Below are 8,811 nucleotides of genomic sequence, written 5' to 3' on the forward strand. Positions count from 1 at the left end.
CACCATGAAGAGCACGATGCAGGACCGCGAACTGCTGGTTCGCGACATCCTCGCGCACGGGCAACGCGTGTACGGGGAGAGCCGGGTGGTCCGATGTTCCGACGGGCCGACCGCCCGCTCCTTACAGACCTTCGCCGACATCGCCCGCCAGGCCGAGCAGCTCGCCGCCGCACTCGACCGGCTCGGCGTGCGACTCGGCGAACGGGTCGCCACCCTGGCCTGGAACACACCCGAACACCTCGTGGCCTACCTCGCCGTACCCAGCATGGGCGCGGTGCTCCACACCCTCAACCTCCGCCTCCACCCGGACCAGTTGGGCTACATCGTCGAACACGCCGAGGACGCCGTCATCCTCGTCGACGCGACCCTCCTGCACATGCTCGGACCCCTCGGGGACCGGCTGGGCACCGTACGCCACGTCGTCGTCATCGGCGACGCGCCGGACCCGGACCTCCCCGCGCACGTCGCCGTACACCGCTGGGACGACCTCCTCGCGGCCGAGCGACCCGGCTTCGACTGGCCCGACCTGGACGAAAGGGAAGCGGCGGCGCTCTGCTACACGACCGGCACCACCGGCAACCCCAAGGGCGTCGCCTACAGCCATCGCTCGATCACCCTCCACACGCTCGGCGTCTCCGCCGGCGCGGGATTCGCGATGCACGACGGCGACCGCGTCCTGCCGATCGTCCCCATGTTCCACGCCAACGCCTGGGGCTGGCCGTACGCCGCCTGGCTGGCCGGCTCCGACCTGATCATGAACGGCCGGCAGCTGCACACCCCCGACCTCGCCCGGATCATCAACGAGGAGCGGCCCACCGCGGTCGCGGCGATCTGCACGATCTGGAACAGCCTGGTCCACCACGGCGAGCGGCAGCCGCTCGATCTGAGCGCCGTGCGCCTCGCCGGCTGCGGCGGCGCGACCCCGCCCCGCGCCCTGCTCAAGGCCCTCAAGGACCGCTACGGCGTCCGCCTCAAGCAGGGCTGGGGCCTGACCGAGACCAGCCCCCTCGCCACCTTCGCCGTCCCGCCGCACGACACCCCCGACGAGGACGAGGTCGACTGGCTCGCCAAGAGCGGCCGTGTGATGCCCTTCGTCGAGGTGCGTCTGATCGCGGAGGACGGCAGCGAACAGCCCTGGGACGGCACCTCGGTGGGCGAGCTCGAACTCCGCGGACCGTGGGTCACCGGCTCGTACTTCAACACCGAGGACTCCCCGGAGAAGTTCCACGACGGCTGGCTCCGCACCGGCGACCTGGGCGTGATCGAGCCGGGCGGCTGGGTGGTGGTCAGCGACCGGCTCAAGGACGGCATCAAGAGCGGCGGCGAGTGGATCTCCACCATCGAGCTCGAGAACGCGATCATCGAGCACCCCGCCGTCCTGGAGGCAGTCGTGGTCGGCGTACCCGACCCGCGTTGGGAGGAACGCCCCCTGGCCTGCGTCTCGTTGGTGCCCGGCGCCGGGGTCGGCGGGGACGAGCTGCGGGAGTTCCTGACCGGACGGGTGGCGCGCTGGTGGATCCCGGAGAGGTGGTCCTTCGTGGACGCCGTACCCAAGACCAGCGTCGGCAAGTACGACAAGCGGGCCGTACGCGCCCTGTACGGGGACGGGGCACTGGACGTCTGGACGCCGGACGGGTCCGGGGCAACCCGGGAATGAGCGCGGAGGCGGCGCCCCGGACCACCCGGAGCGCCGCCTCCCGTCCGGCTCACACCGCCGAAAGCCCTTCCGCCTCCGCGAGCAGCTCCCGCTGCTCGTCGGGGCCCAGGCCCAGCTCCCGTACCCACCGAAGCGTCAGGACGAGGCGCGCCTGCATCGTCCTCTCGGGGTCCGGGTGCTCGTCGCCCCGCCCCGTGTCCCCGTCCAGGCCCGCGGCGACCAGACGTGCGAGCGCCGCCGGGTCGAAGTCCTCCGCGCCCGCCTCCAGAGAGCCCAGGAACTCCGCGACGTACCCGCTGATCTCCTGCGCTGTCGCGCCCTGCGGGAAGCGCCGCCGGGCCGCGAGCCCGAACGCGGCGCCGACCGCCTGCCCGTACCGGGGACCGGCCGGGTCGAGGGCCGCGGACTTCTGCGCGAACCCGATGAAGTCGAACGCCAACAGGGCGCCGAGGACGTCGAGTTCGGTCGTGGTGGCGGTGGTCATGACGGCTCACCTTCTGCCGTGGGGGAGGCGGTCGTGGTGTTCCCGGCGGCGGCCGTGATCGCCGCCGCCGCGCGCTCGGCGTCCCGGCCGACGAAGCCGATCAGCGCCGAGCCGCGGGTACGCATCCGGTACAGCCCCAGGTAGTGGCTGCCGGGCAGCACGCCCGTGCCCTCGGTGTGCCGGGGCTGCCCGTCCTCGTCCAGCATCCGCGGGTCGAGCCAGCTCCAGTCGGTGCGGTAGCCGGTCGCCCAGATCACCGCGGACGGCTTCACCCGCTCGCCGTCCGCGACGAGCAGCTCGGCGCCGTCGGCCCCGGTGATCCGGCCCACCGCGCGCATCCGGCCCGCCGCGAGCAGCTCGGGCACCCGGTCGCCGACGATCGGGTCCGGTGCCTGCATGTCGACCGGCAGGCTCATCACACCGAGGACGCTCATCCACCAGAACATGTCCCGGCCGACGACGGTCTGCGGCAGCGGCGGGGAGACGGCCTCGCCGCAGCTGAGGACCACGCTGTGGGTCGCGGACAGCTCCGCGGCGATCTGCCGGCCGGAGTTGCCGTCGCCGACGACCACCACGGTCCCCGGCGGCAGCTGCCCGGCGCCCCGGTACTCGCTGGTGTGCAGGGTGGGCACGTCCGGGCTCAGCCCGGCCGCGAAGTCCGGGACCCGCGCCGTGCCGAACGCGCCGGTCGCGATCATGACCTGGCCGGCCCGGCACTCGCCGTGCGCGGTGGTCACCCGATAGCCGTCGCCGTCCCCGCGCAGCGACAGCACGCGGTGGTCGGTCAGCACCGGGAGGTCGAACCGCTCGGCGTACTCCCGCAGATACGCCACCACCTCGTCCTTGCCGGGGTAGTGCGCGCCCTCGCCGGGGAAGGGCAGACCCGGAAGGCCGGAGAACTGCGCGGACGTGAACAGCTTCAGCGAGTCCCAGCGTCGCGCCCAGGTCTCGCCGACCTCGCTCCCGGCGTCGAGCAGCACACACCGGATCCCGGCCTGCCGCAGGTGGTACGCGGCGGCGAGGCCGGACTGGCCCGCCCCGATGACGGCGACCGGCACGGTGGCCGGCAGGGTGCTCGCCGACCGCCTCGTCGGATCGGCCTGATCTATTGCCATACGGAATGTCCTCACTTCTTGGACCCGGAGCCCGCGGAACCGCGGGACCGGTCCGGGGTGGACCGGCCGGGCCGCCCGCGCGGCGGCCCGGCCGGTTCGGTTCAGTGCGCGTCGAGGGCCCGGCGCAGCTCGCCGGCCAGGACGCGCAGCCGCTCGCCGCGCATCACCGTGTAGTGGTCGCCGGGTACGTCGACGAGGGTGGCGTCACCGGGGAAGTACCGCATCCAGCGGTTCGCGGTCTCCACCGTCGCACCGCCGTCCGCGGCACGCAGCGACACGACCCGCCCGGCGAAGCCGCTGGGCGCGTAGCGCAGCAGGGCCCGGTAGTTGTTCCGGAACCGGCCGACGATGGCGCTGAGCGTGTCGAGGTCGATGTCCTCGGACAGCGCCCCCGCTCCCCGCGCCTCGGCGTGCAGCACCTCCACCGGCGGGCGGCCGTCGAAGGCCTCGGCCGGCAGCTGCCAGTCGACACCGGCGAGGCCGGCCAGGTCCCGGGCGAACCAGGACAGCAGCTGCTCGTCGGAGACGGGCGCCCCTTCGGCCGGTCCGGGCTCGACCATCAGGTCGATCACGGTGAGGAGTTCCACCTCGGCGCCCGCCGCGGTGAGCTGGGCCGCCATCTCCAGGGCGACGACGCCGCCCATGGACCAGCCGCCGAGCCGGTACGGGCCGTCCGGCAGCGCCTCGCGGACCGCCGTGACGTAGTGGGCGGCCATCGCCTCCACACTGTCCAGTTCCGTGTCGGGCACCTGGAGCGCGTAGAACGGCTGGTCGTCGCCGAGGAGTTCGGCGAGCTCCGCGTAACAGAGCACGTCACCGCCGACCGGGTGGACGAACACCAGGGGAGTCCGGGAGCCGCCCGTGCGCACCGGCACCAGCGCCTCGCGGCCGGCCGCGCCGCCGTCGGCCTCACGGACCGCCCGGGCGAGCAGCTCGATCGTCGGACGGGCGAAGAGCGTGGACAGCGGCAGGCTGCGGCCGAGGCCGCGGGCGATCCTCGCCATCAGCCGGACCGCGAGCAGCGAGTCCCCGCCGAGGTCGAAGAAGCTCGCGGTCACCCCGATCTCGGTCACTCCGAAGAACTCCGCCCAGATCGCCGCGAGCCGGCGCTCCACCTCGTCGCGGGGCGCCACGAACCCGGCGCCTTCCACGGCGACCTCGTCCGGAGCGGGCAGCGCCGCCCGGTTGACCTTCCCGTTGTCGCTGAGCGGCAGCTCGTCCAGGACGAGGACCCGCTGCGGCACCAGGTGCGCCGGGACCACCCGGCGCAGCGCCTCGGTGATCTGCTCCTCGGAGTCCTCGCGGCCCTCGTCGAGGACGACGTACGCGATGAGCCGCTTGGGCCCGTGCTGCTCGCCCGCGGCGACGACCGCGGCGGACCGCACGCCCTCGCACTGGGTGAGCCCGGCCTCGACCTCGCCCAGCTCGATCCGGTAGCCCTGGATCTTCACCTGGGAGTCGAGCCGGCCGAGGAACTCGATGGTGCCGTCCGGCAGGAACCGCCCCATGTCGCCGGTGCGGTAGAGCCGCTCACCGGTGACCGGGTGGTGCAGGAACGCGGCGCGGGTCTTGACCTCGTCGTTCAGGTAGCCGCGGGCCAGACCGACCCCGGCGATGTACAGGTCGCCCGGCACCCACACGGGGCAGGGCCGCATCGCACCGTCCAGGACGTGGAAGCGCTGATTGCGCATCGCCTTGCCGTACGGAATGCTCACGCAGTCGTCCGCGACCTCACCGATGGGGTGCAGGATCGACCAGATCGACGCCTCCGTGGCGCCGCCGAGGCTCCACAGCTCGGCGTCCGGCAGCAGCAGCCGGATCCGTCCGGGCAGCGACACCGGAATCCAGTCACCGCTCATCATGACGAGCCGCACCGGAAGCCCGGTGAGCCCGTTCGACAGGGCGTGCTCGGTGAACATCTCCATCAGCGCGGGCACGCTGTTCCAGATCGTCACCCCGTGCTCGGCGACGAGCTCCGCCCAGCGGGCGGGCTCACGGTGCGCCGCCGGCTCGGGCAGCACCAGGGCGCCGCCGACCGAGAGCAGTCCGAAGACGTCGTACACCGACAGGTCGAAGTGCATCGCGGACAGTCCGAGGGCCCGGTCGGCCGCGGTGACGCCGTAACGCTCGTTGACGTCGACCACCGTGTTCAGGGCGGCGCCGTGCTCGATCATCACGCCCTTCGGCAGCCCCGTGGAGCCCGAGGTGAAGATCACGTACGCGAGGTCGCCCGGCTTGGCACCGGACTCGCCGAGCGGGCTGTCCTCACCCTTGTCGTCGGCCCGCACCACGGTCCTGACCACGCCCTCCGGCCACTCCGCCGTGTCGTCCACCCACGGCTGGGTGACGACGTGGCCGATCCCGGCACTGTCGAGCAGCACGTGCAGCCGCTCGACGGGAACCCGCGCGTCGATCGGGACGTACGCCGCCCCCGCCCGCAGGATGCCGAGCGCCGCGACGACCTGCTCCCAGCCCTTGTCCATGACGATCGCCACCAGGTCGCCGGGACCGGCCCCCTGGGCGCGCAGCGCGTGCCCCACCTGGTTCGACCTGCGGTCGAGCTCCCCGTACGTCAGGGTCAGCGCCCGCGAGATGACGGCGGGCGCGTCGGGCGTGGCCTCGGCCTGGGCGAGCACCGCCTCGTGCAGCAGGCCGTCGGGCACGGGCCCGTCGGTCGCGTTGGCCTCGGCCCGCACCTCCAGATCGGCCGCCGGTACGAGCGCCGGCCGGGGCCGCTGCCAGGCCTCCGGGTCGCGGCACAGCTCGTGCAGCATCCGCTGGTACGCGGCGAACATGGCGTCCACGCAGCCCGCCGGGAACAGCTCCTCGATCACGTCCCAGTTCAGGACGAGCTCGCCGGCCTCCTCGACCGCCTGGTGGTCCAGCCACACCTGCGGGGTGCGGACCGAACTGCTCACCTGACGGCCGTTCTCACCGATCCCGGCGAGGTACTGCACGACGCCGCGCCGCTCCGTGTCCTGCTGTCCCGCGAAGTTCACCAGGCTCGTGAAGACGACCGGTGCCGCGGCCCGCACCGAGGCGCCGCGCGCCCGGTTCAGCTCCCTCAGCACCTGCACACCGCTGACCTGGCTGTGCTCCATGTCGCTCCACAGCCGGGCCTGCACCTCGCTCGCCCGGGCGGCGAACGTGTCCTCGGCCGAGTCGCGGATCTCCAGCATCAGCGTCGTGGAGAAGTTGCCGATGACGTCGCCGACCTGCGGGTGCAGCGGCAGCCGGTTGAAGTACAGGAGGTTCAGCGAGAAGTCGGGAGTGGCGCTCCACTCCGCGATCACCTGCGAGTACGCCGTGCACAGTGCCGCGGACGGGCTGACCCCGGCGGTCGCCGCGTGCTCCTTGAACCGGGCCCACTCCTCCTTCCGGAGCGTCGCACCACGGTGGTTGAACACCGGCCGGTCCAGGCTCGACGGGTCCACGGCCAGCGGCAGCTGGGGCGCGGCCGGCAGCGTGTCGAGCCGGTCCCGCCAGTAGGCGAGCGCCCGGTCGTACTCGGGCCCGCCCTCCAGCTCGCGGGCCTGCCGGACGTAGTCCCGGTAGCGCAGCTCCAGCTCCGGCAGCTCCTCACCGCGGTAGTGCGCGGCCCACTCCTTGAACAGGATCGACGTGCTGAAGCCGTCGATGATCAGGGCGTCGAAGCCGGCGTGCAGCCGGATCGTCCGGTCGTCGACGCGGGTCACCCGCACGTCGAACAGCGGCCAGCGGGCGGTGTCGAAGACCTGGTGCCGCATCTCCTCGTGGACGGCGGTCAGCGCGGCCTCGCGCTCGGCGGGGGCCAGCGCGGACACGTCGGTCTCACGGATCGCATAGGCCGGGACCTCGCGCTGCACGCGCTGCTCGCCCTCGGCGGTGAACACGGCCCGCAGCATGTCGTGCCGGTCGACCATCGCCCGGAAGGAGGCGCCGAGCCGGTCGAGGTCCACGTTCTCCAGGTCGATCTCGATCTGGAAGTAGGTGGAGGTGTTGCCGAGTTCGAAGGCGTCACCACGGCCGACGAGGTACGCCTGCTGGAGATCGGTCAGACCGAACGGCTCGTGGCGCTCCGCGTCGTCGCCGGGCGCGGCGGCCTCGTCGTCCGTCTGCGGGGCATCCGCCTCCGGGGCTCCGCCGAGGGCGTCGAGCACGTCCCCGGCGATGTCCTCGGTGCTGCGGCCGTTCAGGAACGCCGTCATCGGCAGCAGGACGTCGAACTCCCGGTTCAGCGCCGTCCGGATCTTCATCGCGATCAGCGAGTCGAGGCCGAGCGCCTGCAGGGACTGCCCGGTGTCGAGCCGGGCCGCCACGGTGCCGAGCACCTGGGCGACGGTCCGCGTCACCAGGGCACGCACCGCCTCGGGTGCCGCCTCGGGACCTTCGGCAGGAGCCGGAGCCGGAGCCGGGGCCGGGGCAGGGGCGGTCGCGACCGTGGACGTCCGCTGCGGCGTGGGCACGACCGGCGCCACGTGGCCGGCCGCGGGTGCCGGGGCGGCGGCGGGCTCCACCGCCGGCCGGTTCAGGGCCGGGACGAAGCGCACGCCGTCGGCCTCGGCGACGAGCCGGCCCTGCGCGGTGATGAGCCGGATACGGGCCAGCGTGCCGCCGTCGAACAGTTCGGCATGACATCGGAGCCCGTCCTGGGCGCCGCCGCGGTCGTAGTGGACGAAGCGGTCGAGACCGGCCGGCACCACAGCTGGGCCGTCGGTGGGGAAGCAGGCCAGCGCCGTCTGGAACATGGCGTCGACGAGCCCCGGATGGATCAGGTACGGCTCCGCCTCGCCGGGCAGGGCGGACCGGAGCTCGGCCGTGGCCTCGCCGCGGCCGAGCCTGATCCGCTCCACCCAGCGGGCGGCGGAGCCCAGGTACAGGGCGCGCTGCCACAGCATCCGGTACAGCTCGTCGCCGGTCAGCTCGCGGCCCGAACCCACCGGGGCGAGCGTCACCGTGGGCGCGGCCGGCGCACCGGCCCTGGCCCGACCCTGCGCGTGCAGCTGCCAGCCACCGGCCGAGTCCTGCGCGTAGTAGCGGAACCGGTCCGCGTCCAGGACGATCTGGGCGGCACGCTCGGCTCCGGGCGTCGCCGGGGCGATGCCGACCGGTTCGAGCACCAGGTCGACGGGGAGTTCGAGGTCCTCGACCGAGACCGGACCGGTCCCGGCGAGCTCGGTCACTGCCTCGATCACCGACTCGACGAGCACGCCGGCGCTGACCACCGGCCGTCCGCCGACGACGAAGTCTCCCAGGCAGGGGTGGGTCACCGGGTCGAGCCGCGGGGCGAACTGCGCCTGCGCGAGCGGCGACGACGGCATGCGGACACCCGACAGGGCGACCCGCTCGGCGGGTGCGGCCACCGGTCGCGGTGCGCCGTGGGGAGCGGCGGCGGGCTCGTTCAGGAGCCAGTAGTGCGCGCGCTGGAACGGATAGGAGGGCAGCTCGACCGTGCGGGCGTCGTAGGGGGCCAGCAGCGCGGGCCAGTCGACGGTGACGCCGTGGGACCAGGCTTCGGCGGCGGACTGGACGAAGCGTTCCAGGCTGCCGGTGTTGCGGTGGAGGGTGCCGACGAC

General features: G+C 73.4%; 4 protein-coding genes. 1 reads left to right on the top strand and 3 read right to left on the bottom strand.

What is annotated here, in order from left to right; translation table 11 throughout:
• Positions 1-4 precede the first annotated feature (4 nt).
• Positions 5-1,657: a long-chain fatty acid--CoA ligase gene (locus ACF07V_RS29440; protein ID WP_392158686.1), complete on the top strand. Its 1,653-nt coding sequence runs from the start codon at positions 5-7 to the stop codon at positions 1,655-1,657.
• Between the two features lie 49 nt (positions 1,658-1,706).
• Here the strand turns inward: ACF07V_RS29440 and ACF07V_RS29445 are convergent, their stop codons facing one another.
• The 3 genes from ACF07V_RS29445 to ACF07V_RS29455 all read right to left on the bottom strand — a co-directional run.
• Positions 1,707-2,141, bottom strand: a complete 435-nt coding sequence (locus ACF07V_RS29445; protein ID WP_392158688.1) for a hypothetical protein — start codon at positions 2,139-2,141, stop codon at positions 1,707-1,709.
• Complete coding sequence (locus tag ACF07V_RS29450) at positions 2,138-3,256, bottom strand: flavin-containing monooxygenase (RefSeq protein ID WP_392158689.1); 1,119 nt, start codon at positions 3,254-3,256, stop codon at positions 2,138-2,140. The genes ACF07V_RS29445 and ACF07V_RS29450 overlap by 4 nt, the downstream gene beginning before the upstream one ends.
• A 101-nt stretch (positions 3,257-3,357) precedes the next feature.
• Positions 3,358-8,811 (bottom strand): amino acid adenylation domain-containing protein (locus ACF07V_RS29455; RefSeq protein WP_392158691.1); only part of this gene is annotated, 5,454 nt, incomplete at its 5' end.

This window comes from Streptomyces sp. NPDC015661, from assembly GCF_043077765.1.
Classification (GTDB): domain Bacteria; phylum Actinomycetota; class Actinomycetes; order Streptomycetales; family Streptomycetaceae; genus Streptomyces.

Bases quoted from the DNA above. Each gene is read 5' to 3' on its own strand.
- ACF07V_RS29440 (WP_392158686.1), top strand. From the start codon at position 5: ATGAAGAGCACGATGCAGGACCGCGAACTGCTGGTTCGCGACATCCTC.
- ACF07V_RS29445 (WP_392158688.1), bottom strand. From the start codon at position 2,141: ATGACCACCGCCACCACGACCGAACTCGACGTCCTCGGCGCCCTGTTG.
- ACF07V_RS29450 (WP_392158689.1), bottom strand. From the start codon at position 3,256: ATGGCAATAGATCAGGCCGATCCGACGAGGCGGTCGGCGAGCACCCTG.